The sequence below is a fragment of the Jeotgalicoccus meleagridis genome (assembly GCF_903994045.1).
Lineage (GTDB): Bacteria > Bacillota > Bacilli > Staphylococcales > Salinicoccaceae > Jeotgalicoccus > Jeotgalicoccus meleagridis.
This window is the reverse complement of sequence record NZ_CAJEWD010000003.1, coordinates 202,768-225,782: the sequence shown is the minus strand read 5'-3', so window position 1 is coordinate 225,782 and position 23,015 is coordinate 202,768. Positions and strand designations below refer to the sequence as shown.

The following is a 23,015-nucleotide window of genomic DNA, read 5'->3' as shown; positions in this document are numbered from 1 at the left end:
AATAATTTATAATAAGGTATTTTAAGGAGGGTAATGATGAAATATATTGCTTTGTTAAGAGGTGTCATGCCTACAGGAAAAAATAAGGTGATGATGGCGGATTTACGTAAGGTTGTAACAGAAGCTGGTTATGAAAATGTTATGACTTATATTCAAAGTGGGAATATTATCTTTGACTCTGAGCAATCTGCAAAAGAGATTAGCGAGCATATGCATAACGTAATAAAAAGTGAGTTAGGTGCTGAATTACCAGTAGTCGTTAAAACTGTTGCTGAGCTTGAAGTTATAATGAAAAACAATCCATATAAAGATGCATCATATAAAAATAACGTTGTTTTTATCGCTACAAGTATGTCGCATATTGAAGTTGAAAAAGAAGCTGAGATACTGTCTTTATCAAAAGATGAAGAGTATGTAACCTTCACAAAAGAGGCGATATATTATTATCTTCCTAACGGTATGCATAATTCTAAGGTGAACAACAATTTCTTAGAAAAGAAGCTTGGTATCTCACTCACAACTCGTAATCAAAATACTATGGAAAAAATCATCATTAAAACAAATACTAGTGAATAAAAAAAGTCCTGAGCATAAAATGCTCAGGGCTCTTAGTTTTATAATCTATTCTTCAACTTCAGTATAACCCTGCTCTTCTATCATTTCTGCTGATTTTTCCATACTAATACCTTTCTCCGGGTCACCTTGTAACATGATTCCATCTGTTTTTTGAGCTTTTTCATAATCTAGCTCTTCATAATTAATTTCAATATTTTCTACAGCTTCTTCATCGCCATATTCAACACTGTACTCAACACCATCTATATCCTTGTATTGTTCAGCTACAGTTTTAATTATTTCTTCTGCATCAGCTTTCTCAATACCTAACTCTTCATAATTTACGATATTTTCAGCTGTTTGTTTAGATACTTCATCACCACTGTAGGTATAAGTAATAGTACTTTTCGTGCCGGTTTCTTCCATTTCAAAAGTTCTAGTTTCTTCACTACCACATGCAGTCATTACTGCAGTTAAGATCGCAAATACAAAAAACATGTAAGCTTTTTTCATAACAATAGTCTCCTTTATATTTGATACCATGAAAGTTTCCTTTCGGTATAAAGTATAAACTTATTATTATAAAAATTACTTTTCTTATTTCTGTAATTAAAAACAGAAAAATAGAATATATTTTTTCTTACACTTTAGACTCTTGAGGTGACATTATTGTCACAGTTATTGTTTAGAGATATTTAATGCGGTACGATACATCTTGTGAAAAATACGAGAAACGAGATGAAAATAAAATGACTACACTACCTAAAAGAATTGATACCTTAGATTACTTACGTGGATTTGCATTACTCGGAATTATACTAGTCAATGTCGGTGCGATTATTGCTGTTCAGTGGCCACAGACAGAAACTGATATTTTATACAGGAAACTTTTAGATTTTTTTGTAGAAGGTAAGTTCTTTACAATCTTTTCTACACTTTTTGGAATTGGTTTTTATATCTTTATAAGTAATACGAAAAAGAAAGAACAAAACACCTACCTATTGTACTTAAGAAGAATTATAGTGCTAGCAATATTTGGTTTACTTCACATGCAACTTCAGCCTGGAGAAGCCTTGTTGAGTTATTCAATATTTGGTTTAATATTGATCATCTTTTCATTTTTAAAGAAAGAAGTGAACTTAGTTCTTGGCATACTACTTCTAGGTGCATGTCTATATTTTGACGTTAAGATAATAGCCGTACTTTCATACTTTATATTAGGATATGTCTTTGCACAGTACGACCTAATTTATACATTTAAGACGGCTAAAAGAAAATGGCAAATTGTTGGTGTGGTTTCAGGGATTGCAAGCGTTGTAGCAGTTATAATCATGCAATCATTTTATGTCTTGCCTCACTTTGAGTTAATAGAACAAACTAAAGAGGCCTATGAGAAATACCCGATTCAAGTAAACACATATAACCATGTTGTCTTTATGCTATCGCCTGTACTGACAATATTCTATACTTCATTATTGATTAGTTTGTTAAACACCAATATAGGACAGAAATTATTAACACCTTTAAAATATTATGGACGAATGGCCTTAACCAACTATATTGGCCAAACAATCTTAATTTACCTAGCAGGAGCGTTCTTGTTTAATGGGCCAGTTCGTTTAATACACACACTTATCCTTTCTATCGTAATTTATTTAATTCAATTAATCTTCACTTACTTCTGGCTTAAAGCCTTTAGATACGGACCATTAGAGTATATTTGGAGATGCTTAACTTACTTAAAAATTATGCCAATGAGATAAATGAAAAACAGGAAGAAAATCATTATGATTTTCTTCCTGTTTTAATATGTCATTTAGAATTTATTGCGCTGTAAATCCACCATCGACTGTAAGAGTGTTAGCAGTCATGAATGATGAATCATCTGATGCTAAGAATAACGCTGCTTTTGCCATTTCTTCTGAGGTTCCTAAACGACCAATCGGTGTGATATCAGACAGAGATTGTTTCATCTCTGCAGGAATAATAGGGGTATCTATAAAACCTGGGCATAAGGCATTTACTCTAATATTTTCAGCTGCATACTCTATACCAAGAGAACGTGTTAAATTGATTACGCCACCTTTTGCAGCATTATAAGCGGCACTACCTGCTGCGCCAATCAACCCATACATAGAAGCTGTATTAATGATATTGCCATTACCTTGTTCTCTGAATAAATCGATTGCAAACTTAGAGAATAAAAATACAGCATCTAGATCAACGTTGACTGTTTTGCGGTATTCTTCATAAGAAACTTCATGAGTTGGCTTGGTTGCACCTACACCGGCATTGTTAAATAGTATGTCTAAGCGACCAAATTTTTCAGTTGTTGTATCAAATACTTTCTTCGCATCAGCTTCACTAGTTACATCAGCTTGAACGAATATAGTATCTCCACCGATTTCTTTTGCAACTGCTTGTCCTTTTGTCTCATCTAAATCTACTAGTACGAGTTTGGCACCTTCTTGTTTAAATAACTCTGCAGAAGCTTTACCGATTCCTGAAATACCACCAGTGATAATGACGACTTTGTCTTGTAATTTTGACATTCCATTACCTCCATATTGTTTTCCTTAACTTAATTATATCATCATAATTTTCAGAATGTATATACAACTCTACATATTTAACATGTGATTTTATTCACAATAAACAAAGGAAATATTTTTTAAATAGTGTAATATGAAAAAGCTGAGATATGAATATATTCATATCCCAGCTAAAAACTATTTATTTACCTATAATCTTAAGTTATTATTGTTCGCTAAAGAATGTATAAAGTGCAGAGAGTTCGTCATCACTAACTTGATCTTCACTGAATGCAGGCATTTGACCTTGACCATTTCTTACAGTTTCTTCGAAATCAGCTTCACTAAGACTTGTTCCAGCAAGTGCTGGTCCTACGCCACCTGAGAAGTCTTCACCGTGACAAGATGCACAGTTATCACGCGCAATACCTTCAGCATCAACATCGCCGCTAGATGCACTATTGTCTTCCTCTGTCGTCGCACCTTCTTCTGTACCTTCTTCTTCCGTACTCTCTTCATCTGAACCACCGCAGGCGCCGAGTACAAGCACCATAGAAAGCCCACCAGCCATCAATAATCTTTTGAAAAACATAAACTGACCCCCTAATATTATTAATGATACTATATATCTAATATACCCAACTTTTCACAAAAAAACATATTTTGAGAAAATTTAGAATTTAAAATCTACATATATTGGAAATAATATTACTTAATCTGTTCAGTTTTTTCTCTTTAGAGATTATTCTTCAACTTCAGTATAGCCTTGTTCCTCTACCATTTCTGCAGATTTCTCCATGCTGACGCCATCTTCTGGATTACCTTCTAATTGAATTCCTTCTACCCCTTGTGCTTTTTCGTAGTCCAGTTCTTCATAATTAATTTCAATACTTTCTACAGCTTCTTCATCCCCATATTCAATGCTGTATTCAATGCCTTCCAAACCTTCGTATTGTTCAGCTACAGGATTAAGTATTTCTTCTGCATCAGCTTTTTCAATACCTAATTCTTCATAATTTAAAACGTTCTCAGCTGTTTGGCTTGTTACTTCGTCGCCACTATAAGTATAAGTCAGTGTGCTCGTAAGACCGGTATCCTCCATTTCAAAAGTTCTGGTTTCTTCACTACCACATGCTGCTAGTACAACAGTTACCATTGCTAACACAAATAACATCCAAGCTTTTTTCATATCAATACTCCCCTTATTGTTTGTTACCAACTTATTACCTAATTTCTAAATAATAAACATGTAACTTTTCTGTAAATTATTTACTTTATATATTTTCAGTCGTTCAAGCATATAAATTGTAATGGTGATTACTTGTAACTACAATGGTTACAAGAGGTGATATTTTGAAAATTAGTAGTCGTTTTACCGTAGCAGCCCATATGTTAGCGCTGATAAGTTTTGATGATTATGGTAATTTAACTTCCAGACAAATTGCCGATAGTGTTAACACAAACCCTGTGGTTATCCGTCGATTGATGATTAAACTCAAAGAAGCTGAGTTCATAGATGTATCTCAAGGTAATTCGGGGATTGAGTTAGTCAAACCTTTGAGAGATATTACTTTATTTGATGTCTATAAAGCAGTCGAAGTTGTAGAGGAAAGAGAATTATTCCAAATTCACGAGGATACTAATATTAAATGTGTTGTTGGAGCAAATATCCAGATGGTGCTCGAAGTTATCTTAGAAAATGCTCAGACAGCTATGGAAAGCGTACTAAAAAATGTCACTCTCGAGAATATAGTAAGTAAGATTATTGAATATGATAAAAGATAATAGGAGGCATTTTTATATGAATATAGGAGTTATAGGTGCAAGTGGAAAAGTCGGAAGTTTAGTCTTAGAGGAAGCAGTAAAGAGAGGCCATAATGTGACAGCAATTGTTAGAGATGCTGCTAAGGTCTCGAATAAAGATGTTATCGCAATTGAAAAAGACATCTTTAATTTGACCACTACAGATTTAAATCAATTTGAAGTTGTCGTCAATGCATTTGGTGCACCACTCGGTGAAGAGGATATCCATGTAGAAGCTGGTCAAAGCTTAATTAAAGCTTTAAGTGGTACAGACACAAGATTAATTGTTGTAGGCGGTGCTGGGAGTTTATATGTAGATGAAGATCAAACAACTGCACTAATTGATACACCAGAATTTCCTGATGCGTTCAAGCCTACTGCTAAAGGGCAAGGTAGAAATCTTAAGGACTTAAAAGAAACAACAGATTTAACATGGACATTTATTAGTCCTTCTGCAGACTTTAGAGCAGATGGTGTGAGAACAGGTTCATATCAAACAGGTAAAGATAATTTGTTAGTGAATTCAATTGGTAATAGTTACATTAGTTATGCAGATTATGCAATTGCGGTTGTAGACGAAATAGAAGATAAAAAACATAAAAACGAACGCTTTACTGTTGTTGGTGAAGAAAAATAAACTGTTGGCCTTTAGGGGCTAACAGTTTTTTAATTTTTTCTAGAACTACGCCAATAACGATATGAGATCCAGGTAGATACCAGCACTACAATCCATGCGATGACTAAGATTAAACCGTTAAAAAAAGTTTGATTAGTTAAGAAGGCACCAAGAGCAACTAGAGAAACTTGTCCTGGCATCGTTGCGATAAAAGTTGCAGATAAAAATGTATATTGATTGATGCCTAAAGCCCCTGCACCATAGTTAACTGGCCAGTATGGAAGGCCTGGCATTAATCTTGCTGTGCACATAGCTAAAAAACCAGCATTACTTAAATATTTTTTGACTGTATCTCCGTGATGACCAAGTAATTTAAAAGTGACTTCTTGTCCAGTTAATCGTGCTAACCAATATCCTAACCAAGAACCGATTAAGACACCTACAAAAGAGAATAAGCTTCCGGCAATTGCTCCGTACAAAGAACCAGCTACTAGAGCGGGAATCGTTACAGGGATAGGAGTGATGGCAATTAAGGCAGTAATTCCTATAAAAACGAGCCATCCTGCCCAACCATAACCTTGAATCATCTCTCTTAAGACTCTAGGTTCAGGGACATCGACGTTAAAACTCAGCCATATTAATAATCCAATGACACCTACCATAGTTACAAGAGAAATGGTAGATTTTAAGGAAAAACCATCTGATTTTTCATCTGAGTTCATAACTTTTCCTCCTGCCTCTCAACTCTAGAAGTGAGAGTGTTGTTTTCTAAGTCTAACTTTAACTGTCTTTAATGTAAAAGAGAATAGAGATTTTTTAACAATAAAATCATTTTTATTATATGTGAATGTTATAAAGATTGTCGGATTATAGAATAGGGTAAATGTATTTAAACAAAAGGAGGTTTTATTAGTGGAAATTAAAACTGTTGAAAGAGAAGCGATTCGTGACTTTGAACAGCAACTTGATATTAAAAACGTAAAGTATTTAACTTTATGCACTGAAGAAGATATTGTTGCTTATCTAGTAGGTGTTGGAGCCGAAAATGATAATGAAATTGAAGTGTATTTTGAATTTCAAAATGATTTTAACGCTACTGTTGCTAAACAACTTTACGATGAGTTTATGAAGCAAGATATCAAAGAAGAAATAGTTTTTTCTCCATCTAGTGAAGCTGAAGAGAACTTTATAACAAGCCTCTAATTTAAATACATGGCCTTAAATTTTTCATTAGCTAATTTACAGGCATCTTGTTTGAAGAATTTATGCCGATTTTTAGCTATTATTTTGTATAAACCATCTCTTAATTTTTTAGGGATGAGATAACCGAGTTTGATAGGTTTTAATAGCGGATGTAAAGCGATTGAGAGCTCGATGACCGCTTCTGAATAAACGGAAACTTGAGAATCATTTACAAAAACTAGACTATTTATTTCAGGAACTAAGTCACTATTGTTTTTAGTCCATTGGCTATTAAAGTCTGTAATATAGAGGTCTTTATCTTTATTTATAAGAACCACAAATTGGATGAGACGACTACACATGTTACAGTCTCCATCGTAGATTAGAACTTTCATTTAATCACCTATTTCATAATCCCTTTTTAATGACTATTATACGTCACTAGCAGTATTAAGCATTGCATGTTGCTTTGTTTAAAAAATTCTGATGTGTTCATATAGAGTTCATATTGAGATTTTATAATGGACTTATTATAAAACATCAAAGGAGAATTTTTATGAAAAGTCCAGTTAAATTTCTATTAGTTGCTGCTGGGATTTTTGGCTTAATTGGTTCACTCATGGGTGCTCATATGGCAGGATCAGGGTCATATGCCCTACGTCCAATTCATGCACATATCTTAGTGGTCGGATGGCTTAGCTTGTTCTAATGGGCAGTCTTCTATCAAACATTTAATGTGAAGTACAATGGTCTAGCTAAGTTCCATGTATGGACAGCAGTCATTGGGACGACAGGTTTAGTATTAGGTATGTTTGTAAACAATGTCGCTTCACTTGGTTTACCAGATGTGGTTACTTTAATTCTTTACATTGGTGGCGGAGCAACACTTCTACTCAGCTTCATTACCTTCTTTATTCAAACAATCTTGTATAAAGCTGAAAAATAAGTGGAGCTTAATTCATGAATTATTTCTTTAGAGTTTACTCAGCTCTATATCTTCTAAAAGAAATGTAGCGATTAAATAAATACTGAACCACAGTAGCAAACATGGTTGCTAAAATTTTAACAAGTACAGGATTCCATCCAAGAGTTTGATGAAAAATAAACACTAACAAAGATACAATCGCCAGTCCGACGATGCCAACGCTTAGAAAAGCAAGGTATCTTTTGAAAAACTTACTGGCAGCTTTAAAATTGAAATAGTAATTTAAGATGAAATTGGTTGAGACGCCGACATAAGTACTGATTAAATTTATTATTTGAACATGAATATCAGTTAGTGTAACCAATGCATAAAAGAGGCCTAAATCTAGAAGACCTCCTACACATGAAATCAAAATATATTTAAGAAATTCCACTTTTTTCATAAAGACACCTGCCTATATTTCGTTCGAATTATAGCACAGAGTGTCTTTTCTTTCTATTTTGGAAAGTTTTCTTCGCCACTTATCATCATAAAAACCCAAGTCTAAAAATTAGTTTTTTCTTTATATTCAGAGTATAATATATAAATGTATAACATTAATTTGGAGGTATATTCATGGCTAATAATGAAAGAGTTGCTGTAGTAACAGGTTCAGCTCAAGGTTTAGGTAAAGGAATTGCAGAGAAATTAGGAGAGAACGGTTTTAAAGTTGTTCTCAGTGATATCAATGAAGAAGTACTAAATGAAACGTTAGAGGAACTGAAAGGTAAAGGCTATGATGTCATTGCAAAAGTTGCTGATGTGTCTAAAAAAGCTGACCATGAAGCACTAATCGAAGCAGCTGTTGATGCTTTCGGTCATATCGATGCTTACATTAATAATGCTGGAGTGGAAGGTGCTGTTGAGCAATTCGAAAACATTACTGAAGAGGACATGGACTTTGTCCTAGACGTCAATGTTAAGGGTGTTTTCTATGGTATACAAGCAGCTGCAACTCAACTGAAAAAACAAGGACACGGTGGTACAATCATAAACGCATCAAGTATTGCTGGTCATGAAGGATTTGATTTCCTATCTACTTACAGTGCATCTAAATTTGCAGTACGTGGATTAACACAAGTTGCTTCTAAAGAATTCGCTAAAGATAATATTACAGTGAATGCATATTGTCCTGGTATTGCAGCAACAGGTATGTGGGATCGTCTTGATGAAAAATTCATGGAAGTGATTGGTACGAAAAAAGGTGAAGCTCTAGAGCAATATGCATCAAGTATTTCACTCGGACGTACTCAAGAACCAAAAGATGTTGCCAACTTAGTCGCTTTCCTAGCTTCAGAAGATGCAGGATATATTACTGGTCAAGCGATTCTAACAGATGGCGGTATCGTCTACAGATAATAGTAAGCACATATAAACATAACGAAGAAACACCCTAATGCTATGATTTTTCATGACATTAGGGTGTTTTATCTTACATTAATCTTTTCTTAGTAAATTTATTTCTAAACCATCTAATTAATAAAGCGAGTGTAATGAATAAGCCAATATAACCAAATAGTGGATAGACTAGGTTTACTAATTCTGCAAAGCCAACAAAGCTAAATAGGTAAGCTAAAATAAGTAAAATTATTAGTGCGAGTCTATATTTTTTAGTATTTGGTGTAGTAAATCTTGTTAATAAAGGATAGAGCATACCCACACAGCTATTAAAGATAACAGCGACCATGACTGTTGCCATAGCATATTTTAAAATTGGGTGGATCTGTTCTGCCATCAGTAAGGTCGGGAGTTCTACAGTGTTTGCTTCTTTGATATTGAACAAGAGTCCTGCAACCATAATCAGTAATAAGACAGAGAAGATGACACCGCCGTACAAGGCTCCACGTCTAGCAATTTTATGTCTGTCAGCATCTGCTCCAACGATCGTTAGGAAGGAAAAACTATTACCAATAATCAAACCACCATAAGTAACGGCATCCCACCACCATACTTTTGTTGGTGTAGTCGACTTATCTGTATATGAATCTACCTCGCTAAAAGGCACAGGTGGATCGATTATGTTATAACCTGCAATAATTAAAACAGTAATTATTAATAAAGGTGTCACTGCACCTAATATGGAAATGATTCTATCAAATTTAACTTGTAAAACAATAAATAAAAGTACCACAATAATGAGAGAACCTAGCCAAGCGGGTACTCTAAAGCCATCATAAAATGCGGCTCCGCCGCCAGCAATCATAATGATTGTTGTGCCGTATAAAAAGAAAATAAGTAAGTAATCAATAACGCGTCCGATACTAGGACCGAACATGGCATTTAATGATATATCATAGGAATCTGCGCTTATAAATGGGGAACAGTTCAATCATCTTTTGAAATAGAATCGAATGAACTATCAGAGGAAATCTGGAAAGAAAATATCAAAGTGTTAGACCGAACTTTAACAGCTCAGTTATTAGATAGCGTTCATAAGGCAGTAAATATACTGGTAGATAGTAACCATATCTACCTGACAGGATCTAGACCATATCGTCCATTAGCGATGTACATGGAAACACTCATATTAGAATTTGAACCTAGGGTGAATCAGTTAGCTATGGATACAGATAGTATATTAGATCGTACACTCTTACTAGATAAAGAGGATGCTATTGTACTGATTTCTTTCTCCCCTTATGCAAAGAGTATGATTGATGTCGCTGAGACCGCCTATGAAAAAGGAGTCCCCCTTATTTTAATTACTGATGAACTGTCTAATCCAATGAGTCAATATGCTAAAGTGATATTAAAGGTAGAAGCGAGTACTAAACATTTTACAGTCGTTTCTATAATTTCGATAATTGAGGCATTAGTTGTTGAGTATGGTAGTCGATTAGCACCACAATCAGGAGAGAACGTAGAGGCTCTAGCGAGTATTTTAGAAGAAAAGAAATATTTGATTGGCGAAGATACAAAAACGAAATTTAAGGAATAACCATTGGGGGAAAACATGGACGATCAAGAGAAAATTTTAAAAATTGAAGACTGGGTCAAACAAAAGTCATTAAATGAGACTACAGGTCATGACTGGTATCATCTTAAAAGAGTGGCAAATCTTGCAAAAGACTTATTGAAATATGAAGAAGCTGACGACTTTGTTGTTATCGCAGCAGCTCTATTACACGACCTTGCTGACGATAAATTAGTAGAAAATGTGGATAAAGCCATGGAGCAAATTGAGATGTTTTTATTCCAACTAAATGTCTCTGAAGAAAGAGTCACTACAATTATGGATATTATTAAAACAATTTCCTTTAAAGGTGGCCATGGTGAGCCCTTAACAACTATTGAGGCAAAAATTGTCCAGGATGCAGATCGTTTAGATGCTCTAGGAGCAATAGGTATTGCCAGAACCTTTCAATATGGAGGTGCAAAAGGTCAGCCGATGTATGATCCAGCTATAAGTGTAAGAGAAGAAATGAGTGCTGAGGAATATAGACAAGGGAAGTCGACGTCTATTAATCATTTTTACGAGAAGTTATTGTTATTAAAGGATTATTTAAATACAGATAGAGCTGTTCAGTTGGCTAAAGAAAGAGAAGACTTTATGCGTTTGTTCTTAAAGCAATTTTATAAAGAGTGGAACAGCGAAATTTAGAAAAAGAAGGTATTTTAATGGAAACAATTTATGTAGCTGGTGGTTGTTTATGGGGTGTTCAAGCTTTTATAAAAACATTACCTGGCATAATACATACTGAAGCGGGACGTGCGAATGGAGATTCAGACACTTTAGATGGTACTTATGATGGTTATGTTGAATGTGTTAAGACGGATTTTGACCCCAGTGTGATTTCTGTGTCAGATTTAATGAACTATCTTTTTGAAATCATCGATCCTTATAGTATCAACGCACAAGGTGAAGATATAGGCCCTAAATACAGAACTGGTATATACAGTGAAAACATGAATCACTTGAATGAGGCAAGAGTTTTTATTGAAGTTAGAGAAGATAGAGATGAAATCGCTGTTGAAGTGCGACCTTTATCGAATTACATAAGAAGTGCAGATGAACATCAAGATCGTTTGGACCATTATCCAAATGATTATTGCCACATTCCACTTGATCTTTTAAATAAATATAAAAATAAATAGAAAGGCCGCGTTTGGCGGCCTTTCTATTTATATATTGTCTAAAGCTTGTGCTAAGTCAGCTTTAATATCTATAGCATTTTCAAGTCCAACAGACAATCTTAAAAGACTTTCCGGTGAGATAGTGAGTTCTTTTTCTACAGAAGCACGATGCTCAATATAAGAATGCGTACTTCCTAAACTAGTCGCTTGAACAATCATTTTTACACTGTTTGCTACTTTGAGCGCTTCTTTTTCTCCCCCTACTACTTCAAACGATAAAAGACCACCGTAACCACTCATTTGATTTTTTGCAATCTCATAACTAGGATGAGTTTCTAAACCTGGGTAATGTACAGCACTAACTTTTTCGTGAGCTTCTAAAAACTTAGCAACTGCCATAGCATTTTCGCTATGAGCTCTCATTCTTATGGCAAGTGTCTCAATACCACGAAGTGCAAGCCAACATTCAAATGGTGAAGGCACACCACCCTTATTTGCTTGATGAAGCCTCATACTTTCTAGCATCTCACTATTTTCTTTAGCGATAACAGCACCGAGAAGTACATCACTGTGTCCTCCGATGTATTTAGTTACAGAGTGTAGAGAAAAATCTGCACCTAAAGACAGTGGTTGTTGATATAGAGGAGAGGCAGTCGTATTATCAACAACAGTGACTGCTCCTACTTTTTCAGCTAGAGCAACTACAGCTTTAATATCTGTAATATTAATTTGTGGATTAGAAGGAGATTCTATCCATACCATACCTGTTGGCTTTTCATTAATTATTTTTTCAACTGCTTTAAGGTCAGTCATATCAACCATTTCAAACTCAAAACGGCGGCCAATATCTGTCTTATCTAAGAGTAGTTTAACGCCAAAATACATCTCAACTGGTAAGATTATTCGCTGTGGTTTATCTGTAGGTAAAGATTCTATAACAGCTGTAATAGCTGCCATACCAGAAGAAAAGGCAATAGTGTCAAAGCCATTTTCTAAAGATGTTAGACATTCTTCTAGAGATCTTCTATTTGGGTTTTTACTTCGACTATACATTGTATCGTTGATATATAATCCATCACCTTGTCTTTCGTAGGTTGAAGATAAGTGGATGGGAGTAGTGACTGCGCCGGTGTTTGGGTCTACTTGTCTACCTATATGTATTGCTTTAGATTCAAACTGCATATGATGCCTCCTATTTTTTAATTTAATACTAAAACTTATTAAATATATTATACAGCATATAAAAAAATAACTCTGGAGTGATGTACTCCAGAGTTATTTTTGTTAAAAGCGGATCTTACCACCAGTTATTTGCATTTCTGAATTGAATTGCATTGTCAATTGAACCGTAACGTTGTTTAGCATAGTTAAGCATACCAGAAGTTTGGTCAGCTACTGAACCAGTTCCCCAAGATTCTTTAGTTTGTCCAAGACCTTGGTAGCCGTTAGGGCTTACTGCACTTGGGTTACCGCCAGACTCAGGAAGAACGATGTTATTCCACATAGCTTCGGTACCACCTGCAGCTAAGAATTGTGATTTAGTAGAACCATTTGATGATGAAGTTGATTGTGTTGGAGCTGGAGCTGCTGGTTGAGAAACTTCTTGTTTTTCTTCAACTGCAGGAGCAGCTTGTTGAGTTTGTGTTTCTTGAGTGTTGTACTCAGTGTAGTTAGTTTGTTCAACTTCTTGAACTTCTTCAACTTGGATTTCTTCTACTTTAGGAGCTTCTACAGTTTCGTTAGTGTAGTTAGTTGCTGTAGCATTACCGTTTGCACTGTAAGCCCATGAGTAACTATTTCCATCTGAAGAGAAATCATAGTTTACGTTGTTTAGTGTGAAGTTGTAGTCATATGCACCTTCGTGGATTGGAGCTGCATTTAATTCAGCTGGGTTGTTTTGAGCTGTTTGAGCTAACTCTTCTTTGTTGATTGATGATGCTTCTGCTTCTTGATCTGCTACGACACCTGTTACGCCTAATCCTAATGCTAATGATGTTGCTAATATTGTTTTCTTCATTATTTACTTCCTCCAAAAAATATAAATATATTAAAATTGTGCACTTCTTTAACTGTTCCTCTGAACAAGCACTCGTATCTACTTCCTCTTTACGACAGTTACTAATGTACCACAGAATTTGATTACGTATGTTACAGGTCAATAATAATGCAATTACAGTTAGACATTACTTTGTAATAGTGTAATACTCCTGTATTATTTCAGACTATTGAAGTAACACTATGGAAATTAAACTGTTAATTTAACAGTTTTTTACTAAATTGATTAGATAATTTCTTATTTTCCCCATCGTTTTAATTAAATGTTATTTAAATAAAAAATTTTTCTATGCTTTTATTTACAGTCGGATTATAATAATAAATGTGCATTTTTAAATAAAGAATGCGAACAACATTAAATACACCAATATCATTTTATAAAATTTATATAAATCTTTTTAAAAAATAGAGAGATAAACAATACTTGAATGAATTGAAGCCCGATACAGAGTGTGTGACCACTTTGTATCGGGAGTTCATTTTCATAAGGGGTTGATTGGTGTAATTTTTTAGGAAGAAGGTAAGCAAGATGAAGAAAAAGAGAATAAGTTTACCAGCACAAATTTTAATTGCTCTTGTACTTGGTATTGGCCTTGGAGCAATCTTGCATGGGAACGTTACAGCAATAGGATATATTCAACCACTTGGAGATATCTTTTTAAATCTTATTAAAATGGTTATCGTACCGATAATTTTTTGTTCTTTATCTTTAGCCATTGCTAATGTTGGAGATAAAGCAACAATTGGTAGATATGGTTGGAAAACCTTACTCTACTTTGTCATTATGACTAGCTTTGCAATTTTCTTAGGTTCTTTATTTGGTAATATCTTTAAACCAGGTGAAGGTTTAGATCCTTCATTATTACCTGAGGGAGATATTTCTTCATATGAACAAACTGCAACGACGGCAGAAGAAACAAAATATGCGAATTCATTAATTGATACTGTGGTTAATATTATTCCACCGAACATCATTGATGCCATGGCACAAGGAGATTTATTACCAATCATCTTCGTTTCAGTCTTCTTTGGTCTTGCCTTAGCTTCTATTGGAGAGAAGTCGCAACCTGTTAAGAATGTTTTATCAGGTGTACTTGACGCAGTGTTTTGGATGATTAGTAAAATTTTATTATTAGCACCATTAGCAGTGTTTGCCTTTATTACAACGACAATCATTACTTTTGGTTTGTCTGCTTTAATACCATTATTAAAATTATGTTTAGTTGTTATTGTGGCTATGTTCTTCTTTATTTTTATAGTGTTAGGACTTGTCTCAAAATATTGTGGTGTTAGTATTTTTGCTTTAATTAAACTATTAAAAAATGAACTACTACTCGCCTTCTCCACAGCGAGCTCTGAATCAGTACTTCCTATAGTAATGAAAAAGATGGAACACTTTGGTGTTCCAAGAGACATTGCATCCTTTGTTATTCCAACAGGATATTCTTTCAACTTAGATGGTGCAGCTATGTATCAATCTATTGCGGCCCTCTTTGTGGCACAACTTTACGGCGTTGATTTGAGTATCGGGGAACAAATTTTGTTAATGTTTACTTTGATGATTACATCTAAAGGTATGGCAGGTGTTCCAGGCGCATCTATTGTAGTACTTCTAACAACACTTGGATCAATGGGCTTAAATCCACAAGGATTAGCTTTAATCATTGGTGTAGATAGAATACTTGAGATGCTTAGAACTTGTGTCAACGTTTTAGGTAACTCGGTCGCAGCAATCTTTATTGCTAAATGGGAGAAATCATATGATAAAGAAAAAGGAGAAGAATATCTTTCTACTCTGTAGTATTATATGTAGGAAAAAAACCAGCTCAGTTAACTGAGCTGGTTTTTTCTTCTTATTTTTAACTTTCAAATCTACTCATTTCAGTGATTTTATCTTTATATTTAGGGAATTTTTTCTTCAAGAAGAAGAATAGAAGTATCACTAAATATGAGATTAAAGCAACAGCACCTAAGATGAGCATAATTGTCGAGAAGTCGACATTGAAACTTTGATCAAAAATAGCTTCTTTAAACCCAGTAACGGTGTAAGCCATAGGAATGATTTCAAAGAGTTTTTGATAAAAGTTATTGGCTGTTTCAATTGGGAAGGTTCCGCCACTTGCAGCAAGTTGTAGAACCAAGAGTATAATACCAATGTATTTACCGACATTTCCAAGCATTGTGACTAAGGCTGAAATTAAGGTAATCGATACAACCGCCCATGAGAACATGATGGTAAAGAATTTAAGATTATCAGCAATACCAATCTGCATTCCCCATGCCATAGCAATGTATAAGAAGACTGAGATGATTAATGAGTGACTCAGAATCAATAGACCACGACCAATCCAACGTTTAAAGATTGAAGTGTCTGTACCGAACTGTTTATTAGTTGGATAAACTACATTGAAAGTAATTGCACCAATAAAGACAGAAATTGAAATGATTAATGGAGCAAAACCTTGTGCATAGGTATCTGCTTCAACAATATTGACTGTTGTTAGATTGATTGGGTTAGTGATTGCATCTGCACCTTCTTTAGTAAAGGCGAGATTTTCATTTTCCATTTTTTCTTGTAGTCCTTGGAATTGATTATCGATGTCTTCAAGCGCAGTAGATAATTGGTTTGAACCTGCTTTTAATTCACCAACACCTGAAGTCATTTGATTTAGACCGTTGTTGAGTTCACCTGCTCCACTTTCTAATTGGTTTTGAGCAGAAATTAATTGTGTACCATAGTTTCCTAACATTGGTGCTAATTGTTCTAACTGACTTGAGAATTGTTGTTCTCCACTATATAAAGTATTTGCACCTTCTGAAAGCTGTCCAGCAGATTGTTCTACTTGACCAATACCTTCATCTAAGTCTTCTGCACCTGTTTTTAAATCTGTGATTGCTTGTCCAGCTTCATCACTACGATCGGCTAATTGACCAAGTTGTTCTATTAAAGCACTTGTGTAGGTGCTAGATATTTCTGAACGTACAGTGTTTTCTAATTCAGACCCCGCTTGTTCAGCCATTATAGAACCAATAACGTTATAGCCAGGGTTAGTGTGTAGTTCAAGGTTTACTTGTTTGGCATCGTCTGTTAGAAAAGTTTCAGCATTTTCTGAGGCATCAGAAGGAATTAATATATAACCGTATGCCTGACCATCATGGAGTGCTTGTTCAGCTTCTTCTAAGCTAGTGAATTTCCAATTTAACTGATCGTTTTCTTCCAATTCTTCTTCTATATTATTACCGATATTTATATCCTCAGTACCCGTATCTTCATTTACTATGTGAAAATTTAAATCTTGTGTTCTTTCATAAGGGTTCCACATCGCCCCAAGAAAAGTAACAGCATATATTACAGGAAGCAAGGCGATAGCGAGTAGAGAAACTAAAAGTGCAGGTTTTTTAAAAATAAATTTAAAGTCATCGAGCATTTTATCATCCTTTCATTTTTTGTGTTAAAGTTATTATACAAAGTGTACAATAATTCATTATATGTCGCAAATTAAATTTTTCAATAGACGATGTTATTTGGTTTGTAAGATAACCGACACTTCGTTTGGAAAGGTTGGATAAAATGAAAAAAGATTTGAGAGTTCAAAAGACAATGGCTGCAATTGACCGTGCAATTGTATCATTATTAGAGAAGAAATCCTTTGAAAGAATTACTATTCAAGATATTAGTAATGAAGCCATGATAAATAGAGGGACATTTTATGCATATTATAAAGATAAATATGAACTGATTGAAAGTTACCAAAAAGAAATGGTTGAAGCGATTGATCATTTATTATACGACAATATTAAAGGAGAAAATTTAAGTGATTTAGATGAGAAAAATTTACGCCAAGTAATTATTTCATTTTTTTCCTACATTAAAGAGAATAAAGAAAGAGTAATGGTCATTGCTGCTGGCTTAGGTACTAACGCTTTATCGGAAAAATTTTCTCAACATATGTATAACTTTTATAGTGATAAAAGTAGAGAATTCGATGTTAAGTTCAAATCAAAAGTTGATGAAGAATATCTAATTATCTATCTTATTCACGCTCATATGGGGATTATGATGAAGTGGTTACAAGATGGCTGTGTCATACCTGTAGAGAAAATGGCAAATTATATCGATACCTTCACTATAAATGGTGTATTCAAGGCTGCTGGAATTTGATATGATTTTGTAAATCATGCTTTAAATTACCCTAACAGGGGAAAGAGTATTGTATTGATGAGAAAAAATAGATGAGGATGAGTGTGAATGTACAAAAATATTATACTACCCTATGATTTCGGAAACTCATTTGAAAATGTACCCGATCAACTGATTAAATTAACAGACCCAGACGAAAATGCGATGATAACAATTTTTAACGTTATTACAGAGGATGAAATGTCTAGCGATGTGAAATTTAATGGCAAACGCTTCAATGAAATTGTTGAGGACAAGAAAAGAGAATTGAAACCTTTTACAGACAAGCTTGATGAATTGAATCTAACCTATCAAGTTCGCTTTGAAACAGGTAGAGTAATTCCAACACTTATGAATGAAATCAAAAATAATGACTACGACATGGTCGTTATGAGTAACAAGCGTTCTAAACGAGAAATTAAACATGTACTTGGGCAAGTGACGCATAAGATAGCTAAGCGAATCAATATTCCAGTAATGATTGTTAAATAGAAAGAGAGGAATGCTTAATGTATAAAAATATTTTAGTTCCCTTTGACTTTGGAAACTCATTTACAAATGTACCAGATGAGCTTGTTAAGTTAACTCGTGGAAACGAAGAAGCTAAAGTGACGGTCTTTAATGTCATTCCAGAAAATGAAATGGCGGATAACGTAAAATTTCAAGGTAAGCATTTTGATGATATCACTAAAGAGCGAATAGAAGATATGGACTTCTTTAAAAAAGAACTTGATAGCCGTCCTTTAAACTATGAATTTAAATTTAAGTCTGGACCCGTTATTGCGAGTTTAAAAGAAGAGATTGATAACGGTAATTATGACGTTGTAGTGATGTCTAACAAACGCTCTAGAATGCAGATAAAACATGTCTTAGGACATGTAACGCATAAGATTGCGAAACGTGTTAATATACCGGTAATCATTATTAAATAAATTCGAGTTTAATATGAAAGAAGGTTCACCTATGTCAGAGTCTAAAGATATTATTTTAATTGGTGCAGGAATTATGAGTGCCACCCTTGGAACTTTTATTAAAAAACTAGAGCCATCATGGAACATAAAGATGTTCGAGCGTTTAGATCAGCCGGCATTAGAAAGCTCTAATGAGACGAATAATGCAGGAACAGGACATGCTGCTTTATGTGAGTTGAACTATACAGTTGAACAGGAAGATGGTTCCATAGATTTTGAAAAAGCTAAAGTAATTAATGAACAATTTGAAATATCTAAGCAGTTTTGGTCCTACCTAGTGAAGAATGAAGTCTTAGAAGAACCATCTTCATTTATTAAACCACTCCCTCATATCAGCTTTGTTGAAGGAAGTAAAAATGTTAATTTTCTTAAGAAAAGATATGAGGCATTAAAAGACTTAGCGATGTTTGAGGGACTAAAATATTCAGAAAATCATGAAGAGATTAAGAATTGGATCCCACTCATGATGAATGGTAGATCAGAAAATGAAACGCTCGCAGCAAGTAAGGTAGATTATGGTACAGATGTGAACTTTGGAGCGCTCACCCGTCAGTTGGTAAGCAATTTATCAAGTTTAAATCGGACATCTGTTCATTTTAATCATGAAGTTAAAGGTTTCCGCCGTTTAGATGATGGACGATGGGAAGTACAAGTGCAAAACGACAGAGGAAGTTTAGAGTTCCATACAGCAGACTATGTTTTCATCGGTGCTGGCGGACACGCTATTCCCCTACTTCAAAAAACAGGAATAAAAGAAAGTAAGCACATCGGTGGTTTTCCAATTAGTGGCGCTTTCTTAGTTTGTAATAATCCTGTTATAGTGAATGCACACCAAGCCAAAGTGTATGGTAAAGAGCCTGAGGGCAAACCGCCTATGACAGTGCCTCATTTAGACCGTCGCTATTTAAACGGTCAAGAAAGTCTACTCTTTGGACCTTTTGCAGCGATTGGACCTAAGTTGTTGAAGTATGGTTCTAATACCGATTTATTTAAATCAGTAAATAGCAGTAACCTTATGACAATGCTTATAGCTGGTGCTAAAAATCTTCCTTTAATTCAATATTCAATTGAACAAGTGTTGATGAAGAAAAAAGATCGTATGACAGAGTTAAGACGATTTGTGCCTGATGCTAAAGATGAGGACTGGGATTTACACATAGCCGGTAAACGTGTCCAAGTAATCAAAGACAGTCAAGCCGATGGCCGAGGTTATATCCAATTTGGAACAGAGGTTATTAATTCAGAAGATCACAGTATTATGGCGCTATTAGGAGAATCTCCTGGTGCTTCTGTATCCGTTGCTGTTGCTCTAGAAATTATTGAGAAAAATTTCCCGGGTTATATTGAAGAGTGGAAAGAGCAGTTGGTTGAGATGATTCCATCATACGGACAATCATTAATTGATGACGATGAACTTATGAGAGGAATTAGAAAAGAGAGTAAAGCTATATTAGGATTATAATATATAAGAGGAGTAGGATTAAAACCCTACTCCTCTTTTTGACATATTTGTTTTAAGGCATTGTTTATTTCTTTTTTACGATTGGTACTTAAGTTAGAGAAGCTTAATTCGATATTGTCGGTATAAATTGCGTCAACTTTTGTGAATAAAGATTCTCCTTCATCCGTGATAAACACTTTGCAATATCTTTTATTGTAGGATTGTATTTCTCGTCGGACTAAGGATTTCTTTTCTAGTTTATTAACTATATAGGTGATACTTCCACTAGGAATGTATAGTTTATCGCTTAGAACTTGTATGTAGTGTGGACCATGGTGATATAAACATTCTAAAACCATTAAGTTTTCATAAGTTAAGCCATATTTTTTAATATCTTTAAATACTTGATCATGTATAATTTTAGACGCGTTAATTAAATGTTTAAAAAGCGTCGTATCAATATTTTTATTCAAAGTATTCACTCCTCTAACAAAATGAGCCTTCACCTTAGCTGGTGAAGGCTATTATTTATTGGAAACCGTCCAAGTATTTTTTAACTTTTTCAACGTTTAGTTTGGCAGGTGTAACATCTATACCTTCTTCATTTTGAATCGTAATTGAAGTGATATTAGAAGAAACCTGACCACGAATTTCCTGTAAATATTCTTTTCTTAACTCAGCTCTTTCAGCTATTTCAGCCTCAGTTAGGCCTTCAGCACGGTTTTTTTGAGCCAGTTCGTTAATGCGTTTTAAACTAGAAATCATGCGTATTTCTCCTTTCATTTTTGATATCCTATTACTAGGCTATATACATCCTACTACTAGGATGTTGTTTTGTCAAATTTTATAGTTTATATAGCTTTTATTGTCTTTTGTATATATAATTTAAATATTCAAACAATTAAAGGGGAACATTATATGAAAAAAATCTTAATTCTATTTATAAGTGTATTTATTTTTAGTTTAGCAGCGTGTACGAGTGATAGTAATGTAGAAGAAGAAGTTAGTTCAGACGAAGAAAAGACTGGTGATATTACGGTTGGTTTAGACCAAGACTTCTCTACTGTGGACCCTCATGGTACAAATGATGTGGTTGGTATCCAGGTCAGACGACAAATATTTCAGACCTTAGTCGCCAGAAATTCTGATATGAGTCATAAAGAAGGTTTAGCAAAAGAATGGGAACAAGTAGATGAAACAACTTGGAATTTCAAACTTCAAGAAGGCGTAAAGTTTCATAATGGTTCAGAATTTACAGCTGAAGATGTGAAAGCATCATTAGAGCGTGTCGTTGATCCAACAGTTGCTGCGCCAACTCAATTTCTATTTGAAATGATAGAGGACATAGAAATTGTGAATGATTATGAGATAAATATAAAAACACGCTATCCTTTCGCACCTCTAGCAGATAATTTAGCACATACTGCAGCAAGTATTATGAGTAAGGAAAGTATCGATCAAGACTATACTAATGCGATTGAAGCAGCAAACTTAGATATTACTTTAGAGGAGTATTATGATCTTAGAGAAAGTGGAAATGAAGAGTTTACAAATGTCTCAGACCAGCTAGCAGAATTCACTAGTGAATACATATCAGAGCATCCTGATGGTACCAATCATGTTAAATTTGAAGCAAGAGCTCCAGGTCAAAATCTAGAGTTGGTTAGATTTGACGATTTTGTTGGTGACAGTAAAGTTGATAATCTAACATTTGAGATTATCCCTGAATCTGGTTCAATGATGGCAGAACTAGAATCTGGAGGCATTAATATCACGAGTCCTGTTGAGATGGCGATGTTTGATCGTATCGACAATAGCCCAAGTACTGAATTGGTAGAGTCAGAATCATTAAGAACGAATTATCTTGGCTTTAACACCGAATCTGAGCCATTTACTGATGTGAAAGTTAGACAAGCTATTTCTTATGCGCTTGATAGAGAAGCGATTAGAGATGGAATATACGATGGCAAAGCGACCATTCCTAATAGTTTAGTTTCAGAAAGTGCATTTGGTTTCTCAGAAGAATTACCAAGTCTTACAGAAGATATGGACAAAGCTAAAGAAATATTAAAAGAATCCTCATATCCGGAAGGATTTGATGCAACTATCTGGGTTAATGATAGTCAAGATTTAGTTGATACGTCAGTCTATATTCAAGAACAACTTAAAGAATTAAACATTAATATTAATGTAGAGCAATTTGAGATGGCAACTTTCCTTGAACGTTTAGGAAATGGACAACATGATATGTTTCTCTTAAGTTTCACAGCTTCAACAGGTGATGCTGATTATCTCTTATCTTCACTGACACTAAGTAGTAATGAAGGTTTTGGCGGTAATCGTGCTTTCTATAAGAACGATCAAGTAGATGACTTATTAGAAAAAGCTAGGAGTGCTACAGAAGAATCTGTCCGTCAGACTGAATATGAAAAAATCCATCAAATTTTAATGGAAGAATTGCCTTACATTCCTCTTGTTCACCCTAATATGACTTTAGCCTACAATTCTGATCAACTTGAAAGTGTAGAATTAGATGCAGCAGGATATATACGCTTAGAAAATGTAAGCTTTAAATAATGATCAAGAAGGAGACATTTAGGTGTCTCCTTTTTTTCTATAAAAAATTGGGTTCATAGTGTCGAA

Annotated in this window: 30 protein-coding genes; 17 read left to right on the top strand and 13 right to left on the bottom strand. The window is 34.4% G+C overall.

The window, feature by feature from the left end; all coding sequences use genetic code 11:
• Positions 1 to 36 precede the first annotated feature (36 nt).
• Entirely contained in the window at positions 37 to 576 is a 540-nt protein-coding gene (locus JEOSCH030_RS01290) for a DUF1697 domain-containing protein (protein WP_185124823.1), read from the top strand.
• A gap of 45 nt (positions 577 to 621) precedes the next feature.
• On the opposite strand, the gene JEOSCH030_RS01285 is transcribed toward JEOSCH030_RS01290, so the two are convergent.
• Positions 622 to 1,068, bottom strand: coding sequence for a YehR family lipoprotein (locus JEOSCH030_RS01285; protein ID WP_185124822.1), 447 nt, complete (start codon positions 1,066 to 1,068; stop codon positions 622 to 624).
• A gap of 185 nt (positions 1,069 to 1,253) precedes the next feature.
• On the opposite strand from JEOSCH030_RS01285, the gene JEOSCH030_RS01280 reads away from it, so the two are divergent.
• Positions 1,254 to 2,318 carry a DUF418 domain-containing protein gene (locus tag JEOSCH030_RS01280; protein ID WP_235962184.1) on the top strand — a complete coding sequence of 355 codons (1,065 nt, stop codon included), beginning with the start codon at positions 1,254 to 1,256 and terminating at the stop codon, positions 2,316 to 2,318.
• A 60-nt stretch (positions 2,319 to 2,378) separates the two neighbouring features.
• Here JEOSCH030_RS01280 and JEOSCH030_RS01275 read toward each other — a convergent pair whose 3' ends face one another.
• The 3 genes from JEOSCH030_RS01275 to JEOSCH030_RS01265 form a co-directional block, all read right to left on the bottom strand.
• Positions 2,379 to 3,107, bottom strand: a complete 729-nt coding sequence (locus tag JEOSCH030_RS01275; RefSeq protein ID WP_185124821.1) for an SDR family NAD(P)-dependent oxidoreductase — start codon at positions 3,105 to 3,107, stop codon at positions 2,379 to 2,381.
• A gap of 205 nt (positions 3,108 to 3,312) precedes the next feature.
• A complete protein-coding gene (locus JEOSCH030_RS01270; RefSeq protein WP_185124820.1) occupies positions 3,313 to 3,678 on the bottom strand; it encodes a c-type cytochrome in 366 nt (121 codons plus the stop codon).
• Between the two features lie 150 nt (positions 3,679 to 3,828).
• A complete protein-coding gene (locus JEOSCH030_RS01265; protein ID WP_185124819.1) occupies positions 3,829 to 4,275 on the bottom strand; it encodes a YehR family lipoprotein in 447 nt (148 codons plus the stop codon).
• Positions 4,276 to 4,418: 143 nt separating this feature from the next.
• Here JEOSCH030_RS01265 and JEOSCH030_RS01260 point away from each other — a divergent pair, with 143 nt between their 5' ends.
• Together JEOSCH030_RS01260 and JEOSCH030_RS01255 are read left to right on the top strand one after the other, a co-directional pair.
• The gene (locus JEOSCH030_RS01260; RefSeq protein ID WP_407929459.1) at positions 4,419 to 4,871 is read left to right on the top strand and encodes an Rrf2 family transcriptional regulator; all 453 of its coding nucleotides are present in this window, start codon (positions 4,419 to 4,421) and stop codon (positions 4,869 to 4,871) included.
• Positions 4,872 to 4,887: 16 nt separating this feature from the next.
• Positions 4,888 to 5,526, top strand: coding sequence for an NAD(P)-dependent oxidoreductase (locus tag JEOSCH030_RS01255; protein ID WP_185124817.1), 639 nt, complete (start codon positions 4,888 to 4,890; stop codon positions 5,524 to 5,526).
• Positions 5,527 to 5,555: 29 nt separating this feature from the next.
• Here the strand turns inward: JEOSCH030_RS01255 and JEOSCH030_RS01250 are convergent, their stop codons facing one another.
• Positions 5,556 to 6,227 (bottom strand): TVP38/TMEM64 family protein, encoded by a 672-nt coding sequence (locus JEOSCH030_RS01250; RefSeq protein ID WP_185124816.1) that lies wholly within the window; start codon positions 6,225 to 6,227, stop codon positions 5,556 to 5,558.
• 190 nt (positions 6,228 to 6,417) lie between these two features.
• Between JEOSCH030_RS01250 and JEOSCH030_RS01245 the strand changes: the two genes are divergently transcribed.
• Positions 6,418 to 6,708, top strand: coding sequence for a hypothetical protein (locus JEOSCH030_RS01245; RefSeq protein WP_185124815.1), 291 nt, complete (start codon positions 6,418 to 6,420; stop codon positions 6,706 to 6,708).
• Here the strand turns inward: JEOSCH030_RS01245 and JEOSCH030_RS01240 are convergent.
• Positions 6,705 to 7,082, bottom strand: coding sequence for a thiol-disulfide oxidoreductase DCC family protein (locus JEOSCH030_RS01240; protein WP_268883974.1), 378 nt, complete (start codon positions 7,080 to 7,082; stop codon positions 6,705 to 6,707). The two genes, JEOSCH030_RS01245 and JEOSCH030_RS01240, sit on opposite strands and share 4 nt — an antisense overlap.
• 161 nt (positions 7,083 to 7,243) lie before the next feature.
• Here JEOSCH030_RS01240 and JEOSCH030_RS10890 point away from each other — a divergent pair, with 161 nt between their 5' ends.
• Together JEOSCH030_RS10890 and JEOSCH030_RS10885 are read left to right on the top strand one after the other, a co-directional pair.
• A complete protein-coding gene (locus JEOSCH030_RS10890) occupies positions 7,244 to 7,396 on the top strand; it encodes a hypothetical protein (RefSeq protein WP_328794771.1) in 153 nt (50 codons plus the stop codon).
• 27 nt (positions 7,397 to 7,423) lie between these two features.
• Positions 7,424 to 7,633 (top strand): hypothetical protein, encoded by a 210-nt coding sequence (locus JEOSCH030_RS10885; RefSeq protein WP_328794770.1) that lies wholly within the window; start codon positions 7,424 to 7,426, stop codon positions 7,631 to 7,633.
• 34 nt (positions 7,634 to 7,667) lie between these two features.
• Here JEOSCH030_RS10885 and JEOSCH030_RS01230 read toward each other — a convergent pair whose 3' ends face one another.
• Positions 7,668 to 8,054, bottom strand: coding sequence for a GtrA family protein (locus tag JEOSCH030_RS01230; RefSeq protein WP_185124813.1), 387 nt, complete (start codon positions 8,052 to 8,054; stop codon positions 7,668 to 7,670).
• Between the two features lie 173 nt (positions 8,055 to 8,227).
• On the opposite strand from JEOSCH030_RS01230, the gene JEOSCH030_RS01225 reads away from it, so the two are divergent.
• On the top strand, positions 8,228 to 9,010 hold the full coding sequence (locus tag JEOSCH030_RS01225) for an acetoin reductase (RefSeq protein ID WP_185124812.1): 783 nt from the start codon (positions 8,228 to 8,230) through the stop codon (positions 9,008 to 9,010).
• A gap of 73 nt (positions 9,011 to 9,083) precedes the next feature.
• Here JEOSCH030_RS01225 and JEOSCH030_RS01220 read toward each other — a convergent pair whose 3' ends face one another.
• Positions 9,084 to 9,926, bottom strand: a complete 843-nt coding sequence (locus tag JEOSCH030_RS01220; protein WP_185124811.1) for a YkvI family membrane protein — start codon at positions 9,924 to 9,926, stop codon at positions 9,084 to 9,086.
• A 114-nt stretch (positions 9,927 to 10,040) separates the two neighbouring features.
• Between JEOSCH030_RS01220 and JEOSCH030_RS01215 the strand changes: the two genes are divergently transcribed.
• The 3 genes from JEOSCH030_RS01215 to JEOSCH030_RS01205 are packed head-to-tail and all read left to right on the top strand — an operon-like array spanning position 10,041 to position 11,746.
• Positions 10,041 to 10,589, top strand: coding sequence for a MurR/RpiR family transcriptional regulator (locus JEOSCH030_RS01215; protein ID WP_185124810.1), 549 nt, complete (start codon positions 10,041 to 10,043; stop codon positions 10,587 to 10,589).
• Between the two features lie 15 nt (positions 10,590 to 10,604).
• Positions 10,605 to 11,252 (top strand): HD domain-containing protein, encoded by a 648-nt coding sequence (locus JEOSCH030_RS01210; RefSeq protein WP_185124809.1) that lies wholly within the window; start codon positions 10,605 to 10,607, stop codon positions 11,250 to 11,252.
• A gap of 17 nt (positions 11,253 to 11,269) precedes the next feature.
• A complete protein-coding gene (locus JEOSCH030_RS01205) occupies positions 11,270 to 11,746 on the top strand; it encodes a peptide-methionine (S)-S-oxide reductase (protein WP_185124808.1) in 477 nt (158 codons plus the stop codon).
• Between the two features lie 27 nt (positions 11,747 to 11,773).
• On the opposite strand, the gene JEOSCH030_RS01200 is transcribed toward JEOSCH030_RS01205, so the two are convergent.
• On the bottom strand, positions 11,774 to 12,907 hold the full coding sequence (locus JEOSCH030_RS01200) for a trans-sulfuration enzyme family protein (protein WP_185124807.1): 1,134 nt from the start codon (positions 12,905 to 12,907) through the stop codon (positions 11,774 to 11,776).
• A gap of 115 nt (positions 12,908 to 13,022) precedes the next feature.
• A complete protein-coding gene (locus JEOSCH030_RS01195) occupies positions 13,023 to 13,742 on the bottom strand; it encodes an aggregation-promoting factor C-terminal-like domain-containing protein (protein WP_185124806.1) in 720 nt (239 codons plus the stop codon).
• A 567-nt stretch (positions 13,743 to 14,309) separates the two neighbouring features.
• Between JEOSCH030_RS01195 and JEOSCH030_RS01190 the strand changes: the two genes are divergently transcribed.
• Positions 14,310 to 15,581: a cation:dicarboxylate symporter family transporter gene (locus tag JEOSCH030_RS01190; protein ID WP_185124805.1), complete on the top strand. Its 1,272-nt coding sequence runs from the start codon at positions 14,310 to 14,312 to the stop codon at positions 15,579 to 15,581.
• A gap of 58 nt (positions 15,582 to 15,639) precedes the next feature.
• Here the strand turns inward: JEOSCH030_RS01190 and JEOSCH030_RS01185 are convergent, their stop codons facing one another.
• A complete protein-coding gene (locus JEOSCH030_RS01185; RefSeq protein WP_185124804.1) occupies positions 15,640 to 17,208 on the bottom strand; it encodes a YhgE/Pip domain-containing protein in 1,569 nt (522 codons plus the stop codon).
• 143 nt (positions 17,209 to 17,351) lie between these two features.
• On the opposite strand from JEOSCH030_RS01185, the gene JEOSCH030_RS01180 reads away from it, so the two are divergent.
• From JEOSCH030_RS01180 to mqo, 4 genes are all read left to right on the top strand, one after another.
• Positions 17,352 to 17,942, top strand: a complete 591-nt coding sequence (locus JEOSCH030_RS01180; RefSeq protein ID WP_185124803.1) for a TetR/AcrR family transcriptional regulator — start codon at positions 17,352 to 17,354, stop codon at positions 17,940 to 17,942.
• An 87-nt stretch (positions 17,943 to 18,029) separates the two neighbouring features.
• Positions 18,030 to 18,452 carry a universal stress protein gene (locus JEOSCH030_RS01175; protein WP_185124802.1) on the top strand — a complete coding sequence of 141 codons (423 nt, stop codon included), beginning with the start codon at positions 18,030 to 18,032 and terminating at the stop codon, positions 18,450 to 18,452.
• Positions 18,453 to 18,469: 17 nt separating this feature from the next.
• Positions 18,470 to 18,892 carry a universal stress protein gene (locus tag JEOSCH030_RS01170; RefSeq protein WP_185124801.1) on the top strand — a complete coding sequence of 141 codons (423 nt, stop codon included), beginning with the start codon at positions 18,470 to 18,472 and terminating at the stop codon, positions 18,890 to 18,892.
• Positions 18,893 to 18,923: 31 nt separating this feature from the next.
• Entirely contained in the window at positions 18,924 to 20,393 is a 1,470-nt protein-coding gene (mqo, locus tag JEOSCH030_RS01165; protein ID WP_185124800.1) for a malate dehydrogenase (quinone), read from the top strand.
• A gap of 26 nt (positions 20,394 to 20,419) precedes the next feature.
• Here mqo and JEOSCH030_RS01160 read toward each other — a convergent pair whose 3' ends face one another.
• On the bottom strand, positions 20,420 to 20,845 hold the full coding sequence (locus JEOSCH030_RS01160; protein WP_185124799.1) for a MarR family winged helix-turn-helix transcriptional regulator: 426 nt from the start codon (positions 20,843 to 20,845) through the stop codon (positions 20,420 to 20,422).
• Between the two features lie 55 nt (positions 20,846 to 20,900).
• On the bottom strand, positions 20,901 to 21,137 hold the full coding sequence (locus tag JEOSCH030_RS01155; protein WP_185124798.1) for a DUF896 domain-containing protein: 237 nt from the start codon (positions 21,135 to 21,137) through the stop codon (positions 20,901 to 20,903).
• Positions 21,138 to 21,290: 153 nt separating this feature from the next.
• Here JEOSCH030_RS01155 and JEOSCH030_RS01150 point away from each other — a divergent pair, with 153 nt between their 5' ends.
• A complete protein-coding gene (locus JEOSCH030_RS01150; RefSeq protein ID WP_185124797.1) occupies positions 21,291 to 22,949 on the top strand; it encodes an ABC transporter substrate-binding protein in 1,659 nt (552 codons plus the stop codon).
• Positions 22,950 to 23,015: the final 66 nt, after the last annotated feature.

Coding starts and splice junctions, on each gene's coding strand:
- JEOSCH030_RS01260 (WP_407929459.1), top strand. CDS start 4,419: ATGGTTACAAGAGGTGATATTTTGAAAATTAGTAGTCGTTTTACCGTA.
- JEOSCH030_RS01170 (WP_185124801.1), top strand. CDS start 18,470: ATGTATAAAAATATTTTAGTTCCCTTTGACTTTGGAAACTCATTTACA.
- JEOSCH030_RS01210 (WP_185124809.1), top strand. CDS start 10,605: ATGGACGATCAAGAGAAAATTTTAAAAATTGAAGACTGGGTCAAACAA.
- JEOSCH030_RS01220 (WP_185124811.1), bottom strand. CDS start 9,926: ATGTTCGGTCCTAGTATCGGACGCGTTATTGATTACTTACTTATTTTC.
- JEOSCH030_RS01290 (WP_185124823.1), top strand. CDS start 37: ATGAAATATATTGCTTTGTTAAGAGGTGTCATGCCTACAGGAAAAAAT.
- JEOSCH030_RS01155 (WP_185124798.1), bottom strand. CDS start 21,137: ATGATTTCTAGTTTAAAACGCATTAACGAACTGGCTCAAAAAAACCGT.
- JEOSCH030_RS01180 (WP_185124803.1), top strand. CDS start 17,352: ATGAAAAAAGATTTGAGAGTTCAAAAGACAATGGCTGCAATTGACCGT.
- JEOSCH030_RS01230 (WP_185124813.1), bottom strand. CDS start 8,054: ATGAAAAAAGTGGAATTTCTTAAATATATTTTGATTTCATGTGTAGGA.
- JEOSCH030_RS01150 (WP_185124797.1), top strand. CDS start 21,291: ATGAAAAAAATCTTAATTCTATTTATAAGTGTATTTATTTTTAGTTTA.
- JEOSCH030_RS10890 (WP_328794771.1), top strand. CDS start 7,244: ATGAAAAGTCCAGTTAAATTTCTATTAGTTGCTGCTGGGATTTTTGGC.
- mqo (WP_185124800.1), top strand. CDS start 18,924: ATGTCAGAGTCTAAAGATATTATTTTAATTGGTGCAGGAATTATGAGT.
- JEOSCH030_RS01200 (WP_185124807.1), bottom strand. CDS start 12,907: ATGCAGTTTGAATCTAAAGCAATACATATAGGTAGACAAGTAGACCCA.
- JEOSCH030_RS01175 (WP_185124802.1), top strand. CDS start 18,030: ATGTACAAAAATATTATACTACCCTATGATTTCGGAAACTCATTTGAA.
- JEOSCH030_RS01270 (WP_185124820.1), bottom strand. CDS start 3,678: ATGTTTTTCAAAAGATTATTGATGGCTGGTGGGCTTTCTATGGTGCTT.
- JEOSCH030_RS01255 (WP_185124817.1), top strand. CDS start 4,888: ATGAATATAGGAGTTATAGGTGCAAGTGGAAAAGTCGGAAGTTTAGTC.
- JEOSCH030_RS01265 (WP_185124819.1), bottom strand. CDS start 4,275: ATGAAAAAAGCTTGGATGTTATTTGTGTTAGCAATGGTAACTGTTGTA.
- JEOSCH030_RS01240 (WP_268883974.1), bottom strand. CDS start 7,082: ATGAAAGTTCTAATCTACGATGGAGACTGTAACATGTGTAGTCGTCTC.
- JEOSCH030_RS01285 (WP_185124822.1), bottom strand. CDS start 1,068: ATGAAAAAAGCTTACATGTTTTTTGTATTTGCGATCTTAACTGCAGTA.
- JEOSCH030_RS01195 (WP_185124806.1), bottom strand. CDS start 13,742: ATGAAGAAAACAATATTAGCAACATCATTAGCATTAGGATTAGGCGTA.
- JEOSCH030_RS01205 (WP_185124808.1), top strand. CDS start 11,270: ATGGAAACAATTTATGTAGCTGGTGGTTGTTTATGGGGTGTTCAAGCT.
- JEOSCH030_RS01225 (WP_185124812.1), top strand. CDS start 8,228: ATGGCTAATAATGAAAGAGTTGCTGTAGTAACAGGTTCAGCTCAAGGT.
- JEOSCH030_RS01280 (WP_235962184.1), top strand. CDS start 1,254: ATGCGGTACGATACATCTTGTGAAAAATACGAGAAACGAGATGAAAAT.
- JEOSCH030_RS01275 (WP_185124821.1), bottom strand. CDS start 3,107: ATGTCAAAATTACAAGACAAAGTCGTCATTATCACTGGTGGTATTTCA.
- JEOSCH030_RS01250 (WP_185124816.1), bottom strand. CDS start 6,227: ATGAACTCAGATGAAAAATCAGATGGTTTTTCCTTAAAATCTACCATT.
- JEOSCH030_RS01190 (WP_185124805.1), top strand. CDS start 14,310: ATGAAGAAAAAGAGAATAAGTTTACCAGCACAAATTTTAATTGCTCTT.
- JEOSCH030_RS01185 (WP_185124804.1), bottom strand. CDS start 17,208: ATGCTCGATGACTTTAAATTTATTTTTAAAAAACCTGCACTTTTAGTT.